This is a genomic window from Novosphingobium sp. BL-A-41-Hi4A-0G (assembly GCF_055521735.1).
Genome location: NZ_CM145501.1, coordinates 2477974 through 2497626 on the forward strand (window position 1 = coordinate 2477974; position 19653 = coordinate 2497626).

Here is a 19653-nt window from a genome sequence, read left to right on the forward strand (position 1 = left end):
CCGCCTTCATTGCAAATAGCCGGTTTGGCGTTACGCTTGTTTCTTGTCCGGAATGATAGGCGTCAAGCGATGACAATCCAGTTCGTAATGGCTGTGCGCTTTGCCTTGGGATCGGCAGTCCTACTCTCTATGACAGCGTGCAACGGCAAACCGCTTCCCCTTCAGATCGAAAAATACTGCGTGAGCGACACCGGCTTGTCGAAATATTGGCTCACGCTGAATACCTCAGAGCGACGGGGCGCGATCAGGTATCAATACATGGGGCAAGATGCCCGGTATGTCGTCAAGGCCATGCAGATTGAAGGGCGCGAGGTAAGTGGCCGGGCAGATTTTCAGTCCAGTTCGACGGGCGAAACGCGCGGCAATCCGATAGTTTTCACGTATGACAGCGCCGCCGACACATTGAAGGACGGCGCTGCCTCGGCATCTTGCCAGAACCGTGAGACGAATGAGCAAGGCTAGCAGTCCACCACCCGCACCAGCTGGGCAATCTCCCTCAAGGATCGAGCCGCTGCCATCGCTCTGGCTGAGCGCCCGCCGTGTTTTCGGGCGTTGCTATTCCCCTCAGGCGCACCCGGATTCGTGCCCCCGTGCATACGGCACCGCTTCCGCCCCTTGACGGCTGGGGATTGACACTCCGCTCCCGAACGGGTCCGCGCCAAGCAGCGCGGGGCCGATGCCAGCCGTTCCGGTTGCATGGGATTGATCGTCAATTTTTCCATTTCCCTTCCCCCCGGTGTGGACGTTCTCGGCAATGACGGCCTGCCCGCCGCGATTATCGACATGGACATGGCGCACGACTTGTTCCCCGCCGCGACGCATCCGAGCTAGCGTTTCCATTTGCCCCTGAGAGGTGCGCAGCAGCTTTGTGGCGAGGTTGCCAAACATCTGCGCAGTCGGCACCCATTCCGCCGACCCGAGCTGGCTGAGCGCCCGGATTGCCGCGTCATGCGTGACATACATTTGCACCAGCAACAGCGCCTCCGCCTGATCGCGCGGGGCCATGCTTTCGATGAACGACAGCGCAGCGTTGTAGCGGTCGGCATTGTCCGCGCCGACTGAGCCAAGGTATTTCAGCAGTTCATTGGCGCGAGCGTTCACCGGGTCCATCGAAACCGCCGCGAACGTCTTTTGCAGCTTGAGCAAGCCGTGTGCCTCGCACTTCCCGGCAATGCCGATGGACATGCCACCTTCCGGCTTCCGCGTGAGCGTCACCCTGACCGGCTGGCGCTGCTTTCGCTGCGCAACGGCAATCTCCGCCAGTTCGGTTTGCTGTTCCTTGGTCATTTCATCCCAGCCGGGAATGCCCTTGGCCAGCGTCTCCTTAGCTTCCTCTGCCGTGCCCGATTCCGGCACCGCAATTTCAATCGTGTTGCCCTTGGCCGGGGCTTTCGATCCGGTCGCCTTTGCCCGCCGTGCCGGTTTGGTCCTGGTATCTTTCGCCGTCATTCCGCACCTTTAATTTAGGCCCTAAACCTCCACTCACCCGCACCCGCACCACCTGCACTCCCTATAAGGGAAGTGCGGAAGGTGCGGACGGGTTCAGCACGGGTCGCCAGCCGCACTTTCCGCACTTTCCGCACCGCACTTTTCAGAGTGCGGGTAACTCACCTGAGACGGGTCCACGGGATCACCGACCACGACGAACGGACGTTCATCGCCGTTCTTGTCGGGCAGGCTTTCCACCTTGAGCGCGCCGTTGCGCTTCCACGTCTTGAGGATCGCCTTGATACGGGCCTTGTCCTTGTCGGCGGACAGCCCGGCGACCTGAGCGACAGCATGGCCGACCCAATCCTTGGCCTGCGCACTGTCCCGCCATTGGCCAGCCGCGACGCGCAATTGCACTTGGTAGAGGTGCCACGTGCTCAGCCCGTGGAACACGTCCGGCTTCTCCCAGAGGCAGGCGACGCCGACATAATCGGCAGGCTCGCTGCCATCGCCGTTATCGAGGCACTGGCTTTCCAGCTTGATCCACGTTGCCGCGTCCGGGGGAGCGCGATTGGCCTTGCCAGTATCGACGCGCACCAGCGAGCGGCGAAGCGCGGGATCGGTAATTCCCAGTTCCTCGGCCTCGGCCTGGCTCATCGCATTGAGCGGCAGCACGACGCGGGCAGCATCGCGCAAGGCGACCGCGCCGCGCCCATCCTCTGCCGTCACCTCACGCCCGCCCAGCTTCTTGGTATGGTGCACCAGCACGACCGCGCAGCCCGTTTCCTGAGCCAGCCGCTTCCACCGCTTGGCGATGGCGTCGATTGCCTCATTGCTGCTTTCCCGCACGGTATGGCTGGACACGAACGGGTCCACGATCACGACCGAGATTGCCAGCTCCCGCACAGTCGCAGCGACCTGAGCAAACACGCCCTCGGCTATGGCGAAGCCGTCGCGATCCTCGGTTGCCGTGCAAAGCGGCTGGACCAGCCCACTATCGACGCAAAGCCGGTTTCGGCAGTCGTCCGGCACTATGCCGTGGAACAGGCAGGCAGCGGACACTTGACGGTCCAGCTCGTCTTGCGAATCCTCAAGGTTGTAGATCCATGCGGATTGCGGGCCGCGCGGGAGTGGCTTGCCAAGCAGCGGTTGCCCGGACGCGAGGGACAGCGCGAAAGCAACGCTAATCGTGCTCTTGCCGGTGCCGCCCGGTGCAATGATCGCCGTAACCTCGCCCCTCAGCAGCCAATGGCCAAGCAGCCATTGTCGCGTTGGCAGTGAGCTGGGATCGGGCCAGCGATAGGGCGTGGCACGAATGGCCGTGTCGGTGGGCGTGGCATCGGCAATGCGGCTGGCCACGTCATCCGGTTCCATATCGGCAAAATCCATGGGAGCGGTGGCGTTACGCATGGCCCACATTCCCCGCCTGAGCGATCCGGGCCGCGACCTCGGTAAGCGCAATGTCCGCAAAATCCGCTCCTGAGTCCGCTGAGCGCGTTTCCGGCGCTAGGGGCAGCGGAGTGGCCAAAAGCGCACCGATTGACTCAGCGGCCCTCTGAGCGGCTTCCAGCCCGATATTCTCCGATAGGTGACGGTCATCGTCCGCCGCGACGATCAGCGTTCGGCTGGGGAACAGCTTGCGCATGGCGCGGGCGACGGATTCGAGGTTGCGCGCTGACAAGGCCGCGACGACGCCGTGCCCGGTCGCGTGGTGGACCGCTGCCATAGTGGCGAAGCCTTCCCCGATCACCAGCGGCCCAGCCGATGGCCTGCCATCTTGCACTAACGCGCCGTGCGACCAGAACAGGCCATCGGTGCGCCCGCCGGACAGGAATAGCTTGCGCCCGCCCGGATAGACGCGCTGGACGTTCCACAGGCGAAAGCCGGGATCGACCATCGGGACAAGCAGCGCGTCACCATGCTGGCGGATGCCAAACGCGGGCAGGCGCTTGTGTGCCAAATAGCCGTGCGCGGGATCGGCTTTGCCAGCGCCGCGCCACAGGTTGCGGGCCGTGCCAGCCGCAGCTTCCTGCTTGGCCAGCGTTTCCGCCTTGCGCCGGGCTTCGCTTTCGCGGACCTGAGCCATGATCGCGCGCCGTTCGGCTGGTGACAGCGAACGGGGATCGCTCCCCGCGCGCCATACCGTTCGCACGCCCAGCCGGTAATGCCGGAACACGCCAGCGGGCACGCCATCGAGGTGCAGCCATGCCCAGCCATTGCGCCGTCCGGGCTTGTCGCCATCGGCGCGGAAGCGGACGGGATCACCGGAAGCGAGCTTGTCGGCAATCGGCTCTACGGGGCGTATGCCGGCAGCCCCCATGGCATCGAGAAAATCCGAAACGGGATCGGTCACAGTGCGGCCCTCCCTTTTTCGGTCAGTCGAAGCACCGCCGCGCCCTTGCCGGACGGATTGCAGCGACGCGCGCCAGTCGGCTCCACAAGCCCCATGGCCCGCAGTTCGGAGAAACGCGGTTGCAGGCTTTCGCGGGCGACCTCGGCAAAGGCGACAGCTTCCAGCACCGTTGCTTCGCCCAGCCGTTCCAGCGAGCGCATGGCGACGCGGCGAAGGTAGGAGACGCACGGCTTGATCGCCTCGGCAGCGTCCTGGCTGGTGCCGTCCGGGCCTTTCGAGCCGGGAATCTCGGGATAGCGATCAGACATGCTCGCCTCCCTTAGCCAGTGCGGGAAGGCCATGCCGGGAAAGCAGAATGCGCAGCCAGTTGGCCTGCTTGTCGCTGAGCGGGGCAGTGCGGAAGGCTAGGCCACCGCAGAATTGCCCTTCCTTTTCGGACAGGGAATCGACGGCCAGCAAGGCGCGTGCGGCATCGGGGAAGCGGGGGAAGGTATCAGCCATGACAGGCACCTCCCCCAAATGCGAGCGCGGCGACCATCGCAGCCAGTTCGGGCCGGACGTTGTGCGCTGCGATCAGGAATTGCGCCTGAATGGCGAGAGGGGTAGAGAGGGGGAGCGAAAGGCCTGCAAAGCTATCGCGCGAAGCCCCGGTGCCAGCCGGGGTTTTGCTTTTCTGGGGCATGGCTCAGGCCTCCCCCGCGATCAGGGCGTGCAATGCCTCTGCTGGAATGATCGTCCTGCCACCGACGCGAACGGCGCGAAGGCGACCAGCCGAAATGTGATTGTAGATCGTCGTCCGGCCAAGGCTGGACGCATGGCAGGCTTCCCGAATGCTGTAACCGATCTTCGGGGGATCGTGCTTGATGGACTGCATTGCTTCGGTCCCACATTGCGGAGGCGGGATGCCTTCGCTTGGTGGGGGACCAATTAGGCCGGATTTGGCTAGCCTTGGACCGGGGGAATGCGGCTTACCGGGGGGATTGTGAGAGTCCCCCCTCCCATAGATGCGCGATCATACGTTCAATGTGGCGCGTATCCCTCGGCTTCCCAGTCTTTGGATTGCGCGGCAAATCAGCCACGATTGATGCCGCTGCCGATCCTTTCGAGATACCCGGCTGAGCCGCCAGCATGGATATAGCCTGGCCGATAATTTCATCGTGATTTAGACTGCGATTGGCGGGCACAGTCCCCCCTGATCGTGTCGATTTGCCGTTTGTGGCTCGCCATGCATCGAACGCCAGCCGCGACAACAGAATCGCGCATCCCGCCCCATGATCGTCGGGCGTCATGCCGCGATAGACGTGGTGCAGGCTTTCCGGGTTTACACCGTTCCAATAAAAGCGAGGCACTAGCAGCGGACTGCCAATTGTCGGCGCCACATAGGCTGGCAAACTGCCGTCCCTTAGCGCGCCATGAAGCGCGCGACTGGCTTGGCGATACGTCTCCATGAACGGCGGGGGAGAGCCATCCACGCGCGGCTCGATAACCGCGCCACTAGGATCGCGGAAAATCAGATCACCAGCAGTATTCTGCCAAATTTCAATGTCGTGTGACGGCTTGCCATGCGCCAACCACGACAATGCTTCGTCCAGCGGCATGACGGTGCCGACCTCAGGCAATGCCGCTGGTAGCGGGACAAAAAACGCCCGCGCCGTGTCGTCCTGATCGGGAAACAGCTTCAACAGGTCGGCGCGGCTAACCTTGACCGAGCGGAATGCGTCCCTGCGATCCTGCAACACTCTTTCGATGGCGCTACCTTCCTTGCTCCAAGTCAGGCCCGTGCCGTATCGCAAGCCGTCATAGAGAATGTCGAATTGAGCAAAGTCCTCAAATCGCACCGGGTCAATCGGAGCAGTGAGCACCTTGCTTTCGTCAGTCGAATGGCTTTCCACATACTTGCCGCGCGCCGCGATTTGGCCACCGCTTGCCCGGATTGCCAGCCTAGCAATGGCATCGGAAAGCGCCGCCTGAGGATCGGTTGCATCGAAGGCGTTCCCGGAAATTGCACGGTCGAGGCTGTCACGGTCCAGCGCAAAGCCGAACGCGATCCACGTCAATGCCTCGGACAGCGTGACAAACGGCGCATCCGTGGGGAGCCGTTTCTTGACCGGCTCCGGCTTCGATTGGGCATCATATGGGCGCGGGAGCGCGGGCAAGTCAGCGGGATCATGCAAGGGCTGGCTTTCCATCCACTCCGTGAAAGCGTCGCGGTCCAGATACACCGAGTGACAGGACCAACGCTGCCATTCGTCGGGCAAGAATACATCTAAGGGCAAGCGCCCCTCAAACCAGACATGCTCGTTTCGTTCTGCCCCTGCCCATGCCCAGCCGGGAACGTCGCGGGATTCCAATCCGTCGCTGAAATGCGCCTGCACCGCGCCCGACAGCAAACCTCGCTGCAAGACAAGCATGGAACGCTCTTCCATCTTCTTGCGGCGGACGAATGCAACTTCATCGCCTTCGGAAAACATCTCGATAAGGACGGGCGAAACATCGAGCCATGGAGCGGGATCGGCATCAGGCACCGCAGCTTTGACGCGCTGGTGCAATTCCCGGATCGCATCCCGGCAGGAAATTGAATTGGGGCGGACGCTGCCGCCATGCGTTACCATATGTCCGCCTCCCTAGCGGTTCCCCAAAAGGTGGCGGGGAAGCACGTGGGAAGCGTGCTTTTCGGATGGCCGTCCTATCCCCGCCGAATTAAATAACGGTTGGATATTCATTTTTTCAGAGGGAAGCGTGAGCAATCCCCCAGCTGCTCAATACCCATCTTCATATTCGCCCGGATCGCTGATCGGACACCCCTTACAGCAGTCAGAATTTTAGACCTTTACGTTGGTCGGGGTTTTCCCGTTCACAACGGCCCACCCACTCGATGGAGCTAATTGACGGGTTTCTTGGATTCATCGTGTTAGTTGAGATCGATGATGATGTAATTGATCCATCTTCTCGGGATATACTGACGGTTTCGTAGTGATGAACAATGAAACCTGCATTATTTCGAGTATCCTCTTGACGTTCCCCCCAGTATGAACGTGGGCGCACAGACAAATCGTAGGTCGTTATCACAGCGCCTGAAAATGGGTCCCGGTAGACGATTTTTTTCCGCTTAAAGTCGATAACATAATGATCCTCATTGAGGTCGTTGGAAGGTGGCTCCCTGAAGTGGCCAATACACTTCAGACCGATGCGATTGTCCGGCGAAGACGCAGCAGTTAAAGCTACGATCAACAACGCGCCCGATGCGCACATTTTCGCTTTTAAGGTTTTACCGCTCCAAGCGTTCATTCCGACCGCTCCTGCCACGCGCCGGTATCTGGCTCATAGCATGTCGTTACTATGGGGCCGCCGCCGTCGGGTGTAATTTCGATCTTAGCGGGTTTTTCAGGGCTGTGCTTGGCGACTCCCGCAGCCATGGCGTCATGCTCGCTGTGATAGCGCTGCGCATCATTCCCGACGTGAAGTATTATTAGTGGCACAATTCCGTCCTTTTAAAAATCGCATCAGCGACGCCGCAATCTGGATGTCTTTATTCTCACAAACCCGCAAGACCATAAGAGTTCGTAGGCAGCTTATTGCAGAGGTCCAGCCTCGGCTTTCCGAATGGGCGTGACATTGGCACCAGCCGCAGGGCTCGTGGCGCAATAGGTCGCCCAATCGTCCATGAGCCTCCGCCGCTTGTCGAAGAGGTCGCCGCGCCGATAGGCCCGCTCCACCTTGTTCTCGATGGTATGCGCCAAGGCCATTTCCGCGACCTCATGGGCATAGCCGGTGCATTCAGCAGACCAGTCGCGGAAGCCCGAACGGAAGCCGTGCACGGTCACGTCAACTTTCATCCGGCGAAGCAGCATGGTCATGGCCATGCCCGACATTTTCCCGCCCTTGGTCGCCGGGAACAGCCATTCCTTGCGCAGCCCTTGCGTGGCTTTCAAAATCTCCACGGCGCGCGGCGACAAGGGCACGCGATGTTCCTTGCCCGCCTTCATGCGGCTGGCCGGGATCGTCCAGATTGCCTTGTCCAAATCGACCTCATCCCACTTCGCGCCGATCACCTCACCAGTGCGGGCAGCGGTTAGGATCGTAAATTCCAGCGCCAGCGCAGCCACGGCCTCCCGCTTGTGCAGCGCGCCGACGAATGCCGGGATCGCTTCATAGGCCATGGCCTTGTGATGGCCGCGCGTGAGCCGTGAACGGGCAGGCAGGATTTGGGCGATATGCCCGCGCCACCGAGCAGGGTTTTCGCCCTCTCGGTATCCGCGCGCCTTGGCGGCATCGAGGATCGTTTCAATGCGACCGCGCACGCGGCTGGCAGTCTCAGCCTTGGCTTTCCAGATCGGCTCAAGGATTTTCAGGACGTGGGCGGTCCCGACCTCTGCAACGGGCAATTCCCCGATCACCGGATAGACGTAAGTGGCCAGCGTGTTTTTCCATTGCTGCCGGTGCTTGTCATTGCGCCAGCTTCCCTCATTCGCGCCGATGTAGGTTTCCGCCACGGCCTTGAACGTCATCCCGGCGATTTGTGCCGCCTGAGCAGCAGCAAGGGCCTCAGCGGCCTCCCGCTGGCGTTCCTCAAGGGGGTCAATCCCCGCCTTCACCTTGAGGCGCAGCGCGTCGCGGGCGTCGCGGGCATCGGCAAGGGAAATGCCGTCCGGTCCAGCCGGGCCAAGCCCAATGTCACGCGACTTGCCGTTGAGCATGAAGCGATAGACCCATGACCGGGCACCGCTTTCCTTCACCAGCAAATGCAGCCCGCCACCATCGGCATGGCGACCGGGCTTTGCATTCTTCACCGCCAAGGGCGTGAGCACGTTGCTGAGCTTCTTGGGCATTATGGCTCCCTGTCCGGGAACCGAACCTGCCCTTAGATCGCCCCAATGGCGTCGCGGCATCGCGTTCCCAAAACTGCTCCCCGATAATAGCGCGGTTTTATGGGAACGCAACGGGACGCATTCGGATAAGCAGACGGGCAATCCCCACTAAATCCGCCTATTTTAGCAGTTATCGTGGAGGTGCTCGGACGCGGCTGGACGCTAGTTAGGCGGACTCCGTCTCCGCCACTCATTTCAGACAAACTTTTCTCTGAAAGGCCGCTCTCGGGCGGCAAGTGCGCGGATTCGTGCGACTTTTTTCTGCAGAACGGAACCACGAAACTGAACCAGCGGAGCATGCGGCCCCAAGTCGCGGCCATGGTCCGCAGCGGAGAACGGAAACTGGTTCCGTTCTGACTCCTCCCAGATGCATCAAAGCAGCCGGCCAGAGTGAACTCGCGACGGTTAACAGGCGATGGTTGACGCTCAGCAAAGTTGACGGCGTTAACTTCGCTCGCGCTGCCCAATTTACCGACGTTTCGGTCATCCCGCCCGCCTGAGCGTCAACTTTTGAACCACCGTGAGAAGCTGCGCTCACTCCAAGAAAAACGGCTGGGTTAACCGGCGTCAACCTGCAGCTCCCAAGGCATACAAAGATGTGGCCGCTTTAAGTTCACATTGCGATCCTAACCCGAAAGTAACTTTACCTCTCAGGTAAATTTACAACCTCGGGTTCGTTTGACAAATCAGGGCTCTTAAAATGAACCTGAAGTATATTTGTGGATAAGTGCACCTTCTTTACCTCTTATGTATAGACTTTGCCGACTTAATAGTATCGATGGGATTTTTAGAGTGTGCGTATTTTCTCCGGGTCAACGGAGGTACGCATGTCCCAATCAGAAGTCATCTTTCGCCATGACGAGTTCGGAGGCCTGGACTGGCTCGGTCTGCCCGGCCAGGATCCCGACCTTGTCATCCAGGTCATCACCGAGCTCCTGACCGAAATGAAGCCCAAGAACGTCATCGAGCGTTGCTGGGTGCGCGACATCGCGATCCTGACCGCCCGAATCGACTTCCTGCGCCGTGCCCACTGGATGATCATGGCCTGCATGATGGAAGACATCGCGTTTGCCGATGCAGAGATGGACAAGCGCGCGGGAAGGGCTTCCGCTGATAGCGAAGACCTGCTGATGCTGATCCGCCGGATGACGCAGGGCGAGAGCCTGCCCGAAGGTTCGCGAGACCCGCGTGTCATCCGCCTGCTGGGCCGGGCCATGCGACAGAACTTCGCCTTTACCAGTGATTTTACCAGACTGGAGATTGGCGTGTGCCGGGAGCGTGATCGCCTGCTTGGTCTCTATGACAGCCGCCGGGTTATGCAGAGGGCTGAAGCAGCTGAAGTGCTTGGCCTCACCGAAGCCCTTGCGATGGCGGGGACCTTGCCGCCAGGCAGCGAAGCGACTGCCGACGCCGCACCGCAAGCGGCAGTGGAGGCAGCCAATGGCTGAGCCGGTCCAGCGTAGCGAGGCCGCCCGTGCGGCCAGCCGTCGCAATGGTGCCCGCGGCTGTGGCCCTCGCACGGTTCAGGGGAAGCGCAAGTCTTCGCGCAACGCGCTCAAGCATGGCCTGCGCGCACGGCAAAGCATCGAGCCCAAGTTTCTGCCCGCCTGGGTGCAGATGATCGAAATGCGTATCCGTTCGTGCTTCGGCTTTATGGGCGCACGGCGGCGCGAAGCGATGGATCGTGCGATCACGGCCATGCTGCTGCTCGACCAGGTCGACCGCGCGCTGGCTGCCGAGATGGCAGACCTTCATGCGCAACTCCATTCGCCCGATCTTGCCGAACGCCTGCGCGATGGCCGCTTTGACCTTGCCCGGCTGCGCAAGTTGCTGGGCTACCGCTGCCGCTTTCGCGGCACCCGCGACAAGGCGTTCTACCGTTTTACGGTCGATGGGCTTATGGTTGATCCGCGACTGATGCCGCCGCCGAAGAAGAAGCGCCGCAAGAAGGTGGAGAAGAACGCAAAGGCGACGGCTGCGCCCTCCCCCGCATCTTCCTTCACCAGTTCCACCTCGGGGTCTTGAGGTTCGGCGATGCTCACCGATTATCCGCTGCTGTCGTTCGACCGCAATCGCTATACGGTGCCGCACCTGCGCGTCGAGGTAGTTGCGCTGACCGTAGACGACGGGCGCACCAAGGTGTTGATGCGTCAGTGGCGCGACGATCCCTTTGCTGGCCAGTTGATCCTGCCCGGCGGATTCGTCCGGACCATGGCATCTCTGGAGGACTGTGCCCGCGACATTCTCACAAGCATGGGGGGACCTGAAGAGGTCAAGCTGCACCAGTTTGGCGTGTTCAGCGCGCCTGATCGCGATCCGCGCGGCTGGGTCGTGAGTGTGGGCGTTTTCGCCCTCGTCCCCTTTGAGGCCATGACGGAGGCCATTGCCAACCTGCGTGACCTCAGTCTGGTCGAAGTCAGCTACGACGAGAGCGTCCGGCTTTCTACCCTCACAATCGAGCGCTACCGGGTTCCGGCGGGGTTCGATCACGAGGACATCATCGTTGCCGCGCTCCAGCATGCTCGGGGCACGCTGGAAGTGTCTACACACGCATTCGATCTTCTGCCGCAGGACTTCACACTGCTCGAACTGCAGCAGGTCCATGAGGCGCTGCTCGGCGAGAGCGTCAATCGGGCTGCATTCCGCAAGCGCATGCTGGCGCGGACCTTTCCTGATGGCTCTTACCTCGCGCCTACTGGCGAGCAGGCATGGTCAGACGGCAGGCCAGCCCGGCTGTACAGGCTGGCGGCGCACCACTTTTGAGCGGAGGAGAGGAGTTGTCACTACACTCTTGCGAGTAGTGCTGAAGTCGAGTGCGCAAAGGATCGCACAACGAACCAGTCACGAGGCGGCATTTGGATAAAGAGCTGGTCATCTGCAGATAAGACTTGAATGACACGCAAAGTCATGGCGACACACGAGACATCAAGCGCGAGGTGATTTGCATTGCCTTTGAGTAGCTTGGGTCACGTTGAACAGCAGATTGGTCAGCCATGCGTACCAGTATCACGCACCCGTTGCAGATTGCCGAAGTCACCGTGCCGGGCACCGGCGGCCGGATCGGGGTGACGTTCCTTCCCGGCAAGAAGCAGCCCCATGCCGCAACCGGGCCGTGGGCCCGCGACCTCGATCTCGACCTTGATGCCATCGCCGCGTGGAATGCGGCGGCGGTGGTGACGCTGGTCGAGGATCACGAGCTGGTGCGCTACGAGGTCGACGGCCTCGGCGCTGCCGTTGAAGCGCGGCACATGGCGTGGGTACACCTGCCGATCCCGGATATGGGCATTCCCGGTGCAGTGTTCGAAGATGCGTGGAACAAGGTTGGCGCCGGACTACGCTCAATTCTGCGCGATGGCGCGAGCATCGTGGTCCACTGCAAGGGCGGACTGGGCCGTGCTGGCACCGTTGCGGCGCGACTGCTGGTCGAACTGGGCACGGAGCCTGCCGCGGCAATCTCGCAAGTGCGCGCAGTGCGGCCCGGGGCGATCGAGAACGAGCGCCAGGAAGACTACGTCATGCGGCTCGCCCGAGTGGATGAGCCACTGCCTGATACCGGCCCCGATGCCACCCGGGATCGTGCGGTCGGCACGCTGCTTGGCCTTGCGGTTGGTGACGCGCTTGGCACCACGCTGGAATTCTCCCGCCGGGACAGCAAGCCGCGCGTGACTGACATTGTCGGTGGCGGTCCGTTCCGTCTGCGCGCGGGAGAGTGGACCGACGATACTGCCATGGCCGTGGCGCTCGCAGCAAGCCTGATCGAGAAGCGCAAGCTCGACGAGGCCGACCTGATCGAACGCTTCTGCGACTGGCAGGACAATGGCGAGTATTCCTGCACCGGCACCTGCTTCGATATCGGCGGCACGGTCAGCCAGGCGCTGGCGCGCTATCGCAGCACTGGTGATCCGATCGCAGGTTCCACCGCTGCGCACAGTGCGGGCAATGGCAGTCTGATGCGACTTGCGCCCGCTGCCATCCGTTACTGGCAGGACCGGCAGGCTCTGCGCGATGCCGCAGCCCGGCAGAGCCGCACCACCCATGGCGCGCCAGAAGCGGTCGACGGCTGCGTTGCCTTTGCCGAAGTGCTGGCCGATGCGATTGCAGGCCTGCCGCGTCATGAGGTGATGCGTTCGCGAACTGGCGACTATGTCGGAGCGATTGCGCCTATCATGGCGGGCTCGTGGCGCGGCAAGCACCGTAACGAGATCAGCAGTTCGGGCTATGTTGCGCACAGCCTTGAAGCCGCGCTGTGGTGCGTCAGCCGCACCGCAAGCTTTGCACAGGCCGTGATCCTTGCGACCAACCTTGGCGATGACAGCGACACCGTGGCGGCGATCACCGGGCAACTGGCGGGCGCGCTCTATGGCTATGAGGGTATTCCGAAAGACTGGCTGGACAAGCTTGCCTGGGCCAAGCCGCTGGAGACTATGGCGCTGGAACTGACCACGCCGTGGGGGTGGTACCCGAATTAGCGCTTCACCGCAGCGGCTGCCTCAGCCCAGCCCGCCACCGCCTTCAGCATCCGGCTTGCGCAGCAGCAGATCGGAATCGACCTTCAGCGCGTTCGAGAGGAGTTCGACCATCTCCAGCGTCGGGCAATACCGCAGCCGCTCAAGTGAACTGACGTAGGTCCGGTCAATCCCCGCAAGGTGCGCGAGCGCCTCCTGCGACAGGCCACGCTCGCGCCGCCAATGGCGCAGGTTCCGAGCGAAGATCTGTTGCAATGACATGGCCCGCACATGGCAGGAGCGCTGACTTTACATCTACGGAGTATACTCTACATTCTTTGTCATCCATGCAACTCGATGAGGGAAACCGTGCCTGAGTGCTATCTTTGTGGTGCCTATATCCAACCGGGCCGCGGCCACCGTCGCAACATCGAGACCGGGACTTCCGTGCGCTACTACATGAACCGCCATGGGGGCACGTCCTACGGTGTCCGTTACGGACTGCGCACCCTGTGCCACATTTGCGCGCAGATCCATGATCGCTCCCGCGAAGGCAGCGCCGCTCGTGCTGCACTTTACGCTATCGGATGGGGTCTATCGGCATTCCTCGGTTGGCAGATGCTGGGCCAGGCCGAAGGCCCGGGCGGAAAGCTTTTCGGCATCGGTTTTCTGCTTGGCTTGCCGGTGTTCATTCTCGGCTTCATCGCCGAACAGCAGCGCAGTCAGGAAATCGCCAGCGAGGTCTGTGCTTTTGCCGATGATGACGTGTCCGATGGACCGGCAGAGGCGTCCCTCACCCGCACAGCCCAGGAAGAGGCTGATGCTCTCGCAGCGCGGCAGACCAACGCGGAAATGACCAGTGCGCTGGGGCTGCCAGCCCTCGCGCTGTTCGCGATTATCGTGTGTTTGTTGATCTTCGTGATGTTCAATCAGTGACGGGATTTGATTGGCCGCGAACGACGGAAGATGGGACAATCTTGCCGGTCAGAGCGTCGATCGGGAAGGTCCGGATTTGCCGAAACTTGCCATCCGGTGGACCGCGAGAGCACTCCTGCCCATGTCCGGGTTTGCGGACGATCCGGAAGGGCAGCTTACGGACCGCGAAACCGGGTTAGCGGCCGTTTAAACGAGGCGGCGCCAACGGTGGCTGTCGACCAAAACTTGCCAGTCAGGCGCGGTGCCGACTATGTCGGCTTTGGTGCCAATCGGTCGATCGCTCCAACTAGGCTTAGCAGGTGGCGAGACGCTAAAAGAAGATAGCAATATTCTGCGCCGTCGCGCGCATTGCAGTGACAAAAATCGCTACTTCCTGGAGGCCCATTGAAGCATTAAGCACATTCAACTCCGTAGCTGCGCTCCTTCTTTCAGGTCATCGGCGATTTTCGACACTTTGACGCAGTATTTCGCTTCAGAACGGCCAGCCTTTTTGGGACGGGCCGACGCAAACGTCAGCCACAGTTTCTGAGGCACCTGTTCACTGTTGAATCCGCTGTCATCGATGGTCAGTTCGACGCCAACGCCGTTTCGGATTGCCAGATCAACGATGGCTTCCGCGAGTTGTGCAAGGAACACGTCGATTTCAGGACCGCCTGCAGGCAGCGATTTGTCTCGAGTTGGGTGCCCCGACGTTCTTCCGCTGCGCAAGTTGCTCGCATGGGGGTTGATCGAAAAGTCATGCGTTCTGGCGATCTCGTCGATCCGGCGCCTTGTTTCAGCCCTTACACCAGGCTTGCCGGCAAGCGATCTTGAGACGGTAGAAGGGGTGACACCAGCCAACCGCGCAATATCGGCGATAGTCCTGACGCCTTGCGGTTGGAGGTGGCAGCTTGCTTCACCCATGCGTGCTGTCACAGTGCGCGGAAGCGGATGGCCTGCCCGCCGCCCGACGCCAGAGCGAGAGTGAGAACAGTTCTGGAGGTAACGATCTTGCGCTGGATAACGATGCGCTCGGGCGCAGTCCGCCAGTCCGCTCCCGGCCCGTCGGCATAGATCTGCGCTTCGTAGCGCTTGCCTGGCTCAAGGAAGTCCAGTGGGATGGACAAGTTCCGGGCAGTGTCGTTGGTCAGGGCACCAAGGAACCAGTCCTTTCCGGATCGTGCTTGCCTCGCTGTGACCACATACTCGCCGATCTGCCCTGCCAGTGTCCGGCTTTGCTCCCAGTCCGTGGGCACCTCTCGGATGAACTGGAAAGCAGGGTTGCCCTCGTAGTTCTCGGGCAGATCCACGGCCATTTGCACAGGGGAGTAGATCACGACGAAGAGCGCAAGCTGCTGCGCGAGCGTCGAGGGGACGCGATTGCCCGGGCGCTTGTCCCGGTAATCGAAGTTGAAGACGCCGGGGGTGTAATCGAATGGCCCTGACAGCATTCGCGTGAACGGGACGATGGCAAGATGGTCCGGCGCATTTCCGGAGTCCGGGCTGCCGCCATTGTATTCCTGCCCGCGCGCGCCTTCGCGGCTCATCAGGTTGGGCCAGGTCCGGCGCAGGCCTGTGTCCTTGACCGGCTCGTGCGGGAAGAGCGCGATGTGGTGCCTCGCCGCAGCTTCGACGACCTTCTGGAAGTTCTCTACCGCATACTGTCCGTCGGGCCATTCGGTCATGTCATGACGCGTGCCGACATAGCCCAGCTTGATCGCCTTGATCCCGTAGCGGTCGTAGTAATCGAGCGCGGGTTCGAGTTGGCGCAGGTAGTCCTGCACCTGGGCCCCGGTCTCGTGATGGCCGACGATGTCCACCCCTCGGGCCTTGGCGTGAGCGGAGACCGCATGCATGTCGAAATCCGCAGCCGCTTCGTTCTGGATGAAGCGGGAGTGCCCGTTCAGCCACCATTGCGGCGCTTCCCAGCCCTTGTTCCAGCCTTCGAACAGCACGCCGGGGATGCCATGCGTGGCTGCCCAGTCAATGTATCGCAGCGCGCGAGCGGTGGTTGCGCCATGGTCCGAGCCCGGCTCCCAGGTGTACTTGCCGATGTGCATGCCCCAGAAGATGCCGATGTACTTCATCGGCTTGGCCCATGATGCATCGCCCAGACGGTTAGGCTCGTTGAGATTGAGAATCAGGGTTGAGTCGGCAAGCTTTGCGGCATTGTCAGCCACAAGAACGGTCCGCCACGGCGTTACGAGGCCGCCATGGGCGCGCACCAGATCACCGTTGGACCATGGCGACAGATCGGCCTTCAGGGTCTTTGTGTTGTCCGCAACCAGCCGCAAGTTCATCGAGGCATAATCGACCAGCGCGGCTTCATGAACCGCCATGGCGACGCCTTGGCCCTCAACCGTAAGGGGCGTCTGAACCGCCGGCAGGGCGGACAATGCCGAGCGCGAATACTCGTACTCGGAGTATTTCTCGCGATAGGCCGGAATCCACCACGCGCGGTAATTTTGCGCGAACGCGAACTGGGTGACCTCATCGCTGATGACAAAACGCTCCGACGTTTCGCCGGGGAGGACGTAGCGGAAGCCGAACCCGTCGTCGAAGACACGGAATTCGATGCGCAGCTTGCGTCCGTCAGATGCCGTGACGGTCGCGAGGAAGCCGTTGCTCTCGTCCTTGATGACCCGGCGTTCGCCCCAGGGCTGTTGCCATGACGCATTTGTCGACGTTCGCCTGGTGTCGGCGAGGACCAGGCCTGAAACCAGCGGCTCGCGGTCCTTGAAGCGGAAACCCAGCAAGGAGCGATCAATGATCGGCTTGCCCTTGAAGCTCGCGCGATAGACGGCCTCGCCCTTGTCGACGGCGAAGTCCACCTCCAGCCGCCCATCGGGTGAGCGGACCTCCAGCCACTCCTGCGCCCGCGCTGCAGGAGATAAAAAGAAAGCCGTGGCAGCAAGAGCTGCCACGGCAAGGTGGGAGGTGAATTGACGGATAGCGGTCAGGAGAACCATCGTCGTCAGAACTGGAAGGTTACGCCTGCGCGGACCCGGCGGCCGAAGATCGGACGGCCCTGAAACGCAGTCTCGTTCACGCCGGTGATCACACCTGCACGCGGGTTGCCTTCGGTAAGACCCACCGTATCGAACAGGTTCGTGACAATGACTTCGGCCGAAAGGTTGTCGGCAATGTTCCACCGTCCGCCAAGGCTGACTTCGGTGAATGCCGGCAGATCGATGCGGTTCGACACATCGGCAAAGCGCTTACCGGTGTGCATGACGTTGCTGTAGATATCGACCTTGCCGTCGAGCAGGTGGAGGACGGGGCGGATCGAGAAGGTCATGGCCGGCTGGCGCACGATGCGGTTGCCGCTGAAGTCGAACGGACCATTGCCATCGGTGCCGCTGAAACCAGTGTACTTGATCGACTGCAGGTTGCCCGAGAAGTTGACCTCGAACAACTCGACCGGACGGAGCGCGAGTTCCAGTTCGACACCGTAGGAGCGAGCGGCCGCCTGCGCGGTCTGCGGAGCACCTGCGACGATGTTGTTGAACGAGATGTTCGGGAAGTTGTTGTAGAACACGGTCACGAAGGCAGAGACCGGGCGCGAGGAGTACTTTAGACCTGCCTCGACCAGATCGATGCGGTCTTCCACCGGGTTGCAGCAATTGAACCACTGCGAGAATTCAGGCGTGACGCGGAAGCTGCGGCTGTAGCGGGCAAAGGCGGCAAGGTCGGGGTTGAACGTGTAGTTCAGACCTGCCGAGAACGCCCATTCTCCGGTCTTGAACTTGTAGGGCGTGATCGCGCCGCTCAGCACGGTGACCGCATCGTCGAGCACGGTGTTTGGATCACCAAGGTTGACGGTCTTGCTCTGGGCAATCGTGCCCTTCTTGCTGACGTGGTGGTAGCGTGCGCCGAAGTCCAGGCGCAGGGCCGGGCTGACTTCGAACGAGTCCGCAAGGTACAGCGCGTTGATCGTCACGTCGTCGCGGAAGTCCTGCAGGTTGCTGTGCAAGCCGACGATGCCGTTGCGGGTCAGGGCGATGGTCTTGTTGCCGGCAGCATCAAGACCGAAGACATCGATCGATCGGGGCTGGTTGGCAGCCTCGGTCAGCACGTTGTTCCAGTTCCACTGCTGCCGCTGCGTGAACTGGCTGTGATAGTAGCCGACGGTCAGCGTGTTGCTGCCGGTCTTGGCCGTGAAGCTGAGATCGCCCACCAGATTGTCGACATCGACATAGGTCGAGAAGATGTTCTGAACCAGCGTGAGGCCATTGGCGATGCTGGCCGTGGGAATCGCCGCACCGGTATTGGCGTTGAAGTAGCCGGCACGCACCGTTGCAGGATTTGCTGCCTGCAGACGTCCCAGCGAGTTGTCCAGGAACGCCTGCGCGCCAGCCACCTGGTCGCTGAACAGCGCGTTGAAGTCGACCACGCCGCCGGTGTAGCGGCCCTTGGCGCTGACGCTCAGCCAGTCGTTGAACTTGTTGTCGAAAGTAACGGTGAACGTATCGGTGTTGGTGTGGACACCGTTGCCGAGGTCGATCGAGGTGCTGCCGGTGCCGTAGAGATCCGGCACGGTGATGTTGCGGAATGCCGGGGATACGACCGTGCCATCGCCCGCATCGAGACCGGGCAGGCCCTTGCTCTTGCTGGCGAGCGGAATGCCCGTGTAGAAGATGTTGCGATCGTTGAGCTTGCGATAGCCGACGTAGATCTCGCCATCGTCGAGCAGATAGGTAAGGCCTGCACGGAACTGGCCGCCGCGGTTTCCGGTGAAGCCCGGATCGCGCATGCCGTTGTTCGAGCGATAGAACCCGCCGACGTTGAAGCGCAGCTTGTCGTTAATCGGACCGGTCAGGCTGAAGTCACCGCGATAGTGATCGTAGTCGCCCCATTCCAGCTTCACGAGGCCCTGCAGGTCGGCCGTGCCCTTCTTGGTGATGACGTTGAGAACGCCGCCAGGGGCATTCGAAGCTGTGATCGATGCCGAACCGCCGCGCACGATCTGGGCGCTCTGGATGGTCTGGTCGACGCGGTAGAAGATGTCGGCGTTGGTGAAGGCACCGGCGCCTTCCTCCCACACGGGAAGGCCATCTTCCAGAACGGGCACGTAGCGGAAGTTGTCGTTGGGAAGCCCGCGTGAATAGACGTTGTTGCCGATTTCGCCGCCAGAGGATTCAGCAAAGATGCCCGGCGCCGTGGCGTAGACTTCCGAAATGCTGACCGGCGCACGCTGCTGCAGATCGGCCGACGACAGCGTGGTAATCGCGTAAGACGTTTCCATCTTCTTGCGGCCCGAACTGGCGCCGGTGACGATGATCTCGGCAAGGCCGAGGTTGTCGTCAGCCGCAGTAGCATCTTCCGTGGCCGCAGGCTGTGCAGTCTGGGCGTGGGCTGGTGCGGCCATCGCAACGAGTGCGACAGTGGAGAGCGCGGCGATACGCGTCGAAACCTTCATGACATCCCCCTTGAAAAGGTGCTTGCAGACGACTCATTGGTGGCCGTCTGGCCGACGCTCTTTTCCCGCAAAACAACAATCGATTGCAATGAATTTGTGCAATAATATCCAGAGTTGCAGTCCATCCAACCGCTCCATGGATGATAATGAACTGATTTAGCTTGGTTTAACTGCAATCGCTCAGAGCCGTATGGTTGGAAGTTGCATAACTTTTTCGATTCCTGG

General features: G+C 61.3%; 21 protein-coding genes. 6 read left to right on the plus strand and 15 right to left on the minus strand.

Annotation, left to right across the window (positions count from 1 at the left end; all coding sequences use genetic code 11):
- Positions 1–69 precede the first annotated feature (69 nt).
- Positions 70–462 carry a hypothetical protein gene (locus ACZ1JX_RS12010; protein WP_465123776.1) on the plus strand — a complete coding sequence of 131 codons (393 nt, stop codon included), beginning with the start codon at positions 70–72 and terminating at the stop codon, positions 460–462.
- On the opposite strand, the gene ACZ1JX_RS12015 is transcribed toward ACZ1JX_RS12010, so the two are convergent.
- The 11 genes from ACZ1JX_RS12015 to ACZ1JX_RS12065 form a co-directional block, all read right to left on the minus strand.
- Positions 459–662: an HGGxSTG domain-containing protein gene (locus tag ACZ1JX_RS12015; protein WP_465123777.1), complete on the minus strand. Its 204-nt coding sequence runs from the start codon at positions 660–662 to the stop codon at positions 459–461. The two genes, ACZ1JX_RS12010 and ACZ1JX_RS12015, sit on opposite strands and share 4 nt — an antisense overlap.
- Positions 565–1449, minus strand: coding sequence for a hypothetical protein (locus tag ACZ1JX_RS12020; protein ID WP_465123778.1), 885 nt, complete (start codon positions 1447–1449; stop codon positions 565–567). The genes ACZ1JX_RS12015 and ACZ1JX_RS12020 overlap by 98 nt, the downstream gene beginning before the upstream one ends.
- 93 nt (positions 1450–1542) lie before the next feature.
- Positions 1543–2838, minus strand: a complete 1296-nt coding sequence (locus tag ACZ1JX_RS12025; protein ID WP_465123779.1) for an AAA family ATPase — start codon at positions 2836–2838, stop codon at positions 1543–1545.
- On the minus strand, positions 2831–3781 hold the full coding sequence (locus ACZ1JX_RS12030) for a toprim domain-containing protein (protein WP_465123780.1): 951 nt from the start codon (positions 3779–3781) through the stop codon (positions 2831–2833). Before ACZ1JX_RS12030 ends, ACZ1JX_RS12025 begins: the two co-directional genes overlap by 8 nt.
- Entirely contained in the window at positions 3778–4089 is a 312-nt protein-coding gene (locus ACZ1JX_RS12035) for a hypothetical protein (RefSeq protein WP_465123781.1), read from the minus strand. The genes ACZ1JX_RS12030 and ACZ1JX_RS12035 overlap by 4 nt, the downstream gene beginning before the upstream one ends.
- Positions 4082–4282 carry a hypothetical protein gene (locus tag ACZ1JX_RS12040; RefSeq protein ID WP_465123782.1) on the minus strand — a complete coding sequence of 67 codons (201 nt, stop codon included), beginning with the start codon at positions 4280–4282 and terminating at the stop codon, positions 4082–4084. The genes ACZ1JX_RS12035 and ACZ1JX_RS12040 overlap by 8 nt, the downstream gene beginning before the upstream one ends.
- Complete coding sequence (locus ACZ1JX_RS12045; RefSeq protein ID WP_465123783.1) at positions 4275–4463, minus strand: hypothetical protein; 189 nt, start codon at positions 4461–4463, stop codon at positions 4275–4277. The genes ACZ1JX_RS12040 and ACZ1JX_RS12045 overlap by 8 nt, the downstream gene beginning before the upstream one ends.
- A 3-nt stretch (positions 4464–4466) precedes the next feature.
- Positions 4467–4655, minus strand: coding sequence for a helix-turn-helix domain-containing protein (locus tag ACZ1JX_RS12050; RefSeq protein ID WP_465123784.1), 189 nt, complete (start codon positions 4653–4655; stop codon positions 4467–4469).
- 94 nt (positions 4656–4749) lie between these two features.
- Complete coding sequence (locus ACZ1JX_RS12055) at positions 4750–6393, minus strand: hypothetical protein (RefSeq protein WP_465123785.1); 1644 nt, start codon at positions 6391–6393, stop codon at positions 4750–4752.
- 202 nt (positions 6394–6595) lie between these two features.
- The gene (locus ACZ1JX_RS12060) at positions 6596–7069 is read right to left on the minus strand and encodes a hypothetical protein (RefSeq protein ID WP_465123786.1); all 474 of its coding nucleotides are present in this window, start codon (positions 7067–7069) and stop codon (positions 6596–6598) included.
- Between the two features lie 284 nt (positions 7070–7353).
- On the minus strand, positions 7354–8610 hold the full coding sequence (locus ACZ1JX_RS12065; protein WP_465123787.1) for a tyrosine-type recombinase/integrase: 1257 nt from the start codon (positions 8608–8610) through the stop codon (positions 7354–7356).
- 866 nt (positions 8611–9476) lie between these two features.
- Here ACZ1JX_RS12065 and ACZ1JX_RS12070 point away from each other — a divergent pair.
- From ACZ1JX_RS12070 to ACZ1JX_RS12085, 4 genes are all read left to right on the plus strand, one after another.
- Positions 9477–10097 (plus strand): hypothetical protein, encoded by a 621-nt coding sequence (locus ACZ1JX_RS12070; protein WP_465123788.1) that lies wholly within the window; start codon positions 9477–9479, stop codon positions 10095–10097.
- The gene (locus ACZ1JX_RS12075; RefSeq protein WP_465123789.1) at positions 10090–10674 is read left to right on the plus strand and encodes a hypothetical protein; all 585 of its coding nucleotides are present in this window, start codon (positions 10090–10092) and stop codon (positions 10672–10674) included. The genes ACZ1JX_RS12070 and ACZ1JX_RS12075 overlap by 8 nt, the downstream gene beginning before the upstream one ends.
- Positions 10675–10683: 9 nt before the next feature.
- Positions 10684–11412: an NUDIX hydrolase gene (locus ACZ1JX_RS12080; RefSeq protein WP_465123790.1), complete on the plus strand. Its 729-nt coding sequence runs from the start codon at positions 10684–10686 to the stop codon at positions 11410–11412.
- 230 nt (positions 11413–11642) lie between these two features.
- On the plus strand, positions 11643–13118 hold the full coding sequence (locus ACZ1JX_RS12085) for an ADP-ribosylglycohydrolase family protein (RefSeq protein WP_465123791.1): 1476 nt from the start codon (positions 11643–11645) through the stop codon (positions 13116–13118).
- A gap of 21 nt (positions 13119–13139) precedes the next feature.
- Here ACZ1JX_RS12085 and ACZ1JX_RS12090 read toward each other — a convergent pair whose 3' ends face one another.
- The gene (locus ACZ1JX_RS12090; protein ID WP_465123792.1) at positions 13140–13376 is read right to left on the minus strand and encodes a helix-turn-helix domain-containing protein; all 237 of its coding nucleotides are present in this window, start codon (positions 13374–13376) and stop codon (positions 13140–13142) included.
- Positions 13377–13385: 9 nt separating this feature from the next.
- Here ACZ1JX_RS12090 and ACZ1JX_RS12095 point away from each other — a divergent pair, with 9 nt between their 5' ends.
- A complete protein-coding gene (locus ACZ1JX_RS12095; RefSeq protein WP_465123793.1) occupies positions 13386–14030 on the plus strand; it encodes a hypothetical protein in 645 nt (214 codons plus the stop codon).
- Positions 14031–14432: 402 nt separating this feature from the next.
- Here ACZ1JX_RS12095 and ACZ1JX_RS12100 read toward each other — a convergent pair whose 3' ends face one another.
- Genes ACZ1JX_RS12100 through ACZ1JX_RS12110 form a run of 3 tightly spaced genes read right to left on the minus strand, consistent with a single transcriptional unit; the run spans position 14433 to position 19428 of the window.
- On the minus strand, positions 14433–14933 hold the full coding sequence (locus ACZ1JX_RS12100) for a LacI family DNA-binding transcriptional regulator (RefSeq protein ID WP_465123794.1): 501 nt from the start codon (positions 14931–14933) through the stop codon (positions 14433–14435).
- An 8-nt stretch (positions 14934–14941) separates the two neighbouring features.
- On the minus strand, positions 14942–16933 hold the full coding sequence (locus ACZ1JX_RS12105; RefSeq protein ID WP_465123795.1) for a glycoside hydrolase family 97 protein: 1992 nt from the start codon (positions 16931–16933) through the stop codon (positions 14942–14944).
- A gap of 50 nt (positions 16934–16983) precedes the next feature.
- Positions 16984–19428 carry a TonB-dependent siderophore receptor gene (locus tag ACZ1JX_RS12110; RefSeq protein ID WP_465123796.1) on the minus strand — a complete coding sequence of 815 codons (2445 nt, stop codon included), beginning with the start codon at positions 19426–19428 and terminating at the stop codon, positions 16984–16986.
- Positions 19429–19653 lie beyond the last annotated feature (225 nt).